This is a genomic window from Leisingera sp. F5, assembly GCF_001593695.1.
Window position 1 is genome coordinate 1 of sequence record NZ_LUKH01001265.1, and the last position, 1147, is coordinate 1147.

Annotated in this window: 1 protein-coding gene; it reads left to right on the top strand. The window is 58.3% G+C overall.

From position 1 onward, the window contains the following. The coding region (locus A2I95_RS40665; RefSeq protein ID WP_291737981.1) for an amidase at positions 1–1054 on the top strand (1054 nt) is incomplete at its 5' end. Positions 1055–1147 lie beyond the last annotated feature (93 nt).

The following is a 1147-nucleotide window of genomic DNA, read 5'->3' on the forward strand; positions in this document are numbered from 1 at the left end:
CTACGGAATGCCGGCCCGGGCCGGGGTTGTCCCCCGCAAAGACGCTACTGTTGTGGCCCGCCTGCGCGAAGCGGGCGCAATAATCCTTGGCAAGACCAACACTTCTGAGCTGACAGTTCACCAAGCGGCACACACCAATCCTCCGCTGTTTGGACGTACCAACAACCCCTATGACCTGGCACGATCACCCAGTGGCAGCAGCGGCGGCGCGGCGGCAGCGGTAGCGGCAGGATGTGCCGCTTTGGACATTGGCAGCGACACCGGCGGCAGCATTCGTGACCCTGCCCATGTTTGTGGAATTGCTGGGATCAAACCATCTGCGGGCCTCGTGCCGCGCACTGGCCATTGCGTGTCATATGGGCTTGGAACGCTGGATACCCTGACACAGATTGGGCCGATGGCACGTTATGTCGATGACCTGGCTCTGGCACTGACCGTTATCAGCGGCCCCGATGGGCAAGACCCTGATGCAACATCGGTTTACTCAAATGGAACTGTAGAAGCAGGTTTGGCCGGTATCCGGGTGGCCTATTATACCGGTTGCGGCGCTTATCCGGTTTCAGAAGATACGGCCAAAGCCGTAACCTGCGCGGTTGCCGCCTTGCAAGATGCTAAAGCCGACATTTCCCGGGACTTCCCCGCAGGTCTTCCCAAGGCCTCCATGCTATTCGAAGCTCTGGTGACAGCAGATGGGGGCGTGTGGAAAAACAAACTTTCCAGCCTCGCTCTAGAAGGCGGTATTTCCGGTTCAACGGATCTCAATCTTCGTCAGGAGCCACCAGCAGCAGACAGGAGCGCGACTGCATTTTGCAAGCAGATTTCGGCCTTCAAAGCCGATCTGTCGGCCTTCTTCAGCAGATATGATGTACTGCTTGGCCCCGTGTCACCGGCGGCCGCGCGTTTACATGATGATACGCCGCAAGGCTATAATTTCTGGAACGACCTGAATGTCCACAACATCAGTGGATTTCCGGCGGCGACTGTTCCCGCGGGGCGCAACTCAGGTGGTCTGCCAATCGGAGTGCAAGTCGTTTCGGCTATAAGGTGGTCTTGAGTTTCGTGGAGTTCGTCCGGCAGGAGGTTGGCGAAAGACGTTCCATCTCCAGCCTCTCCGGCAAGGCCCAAGTACTCCAGCAGCGTCGCCTTG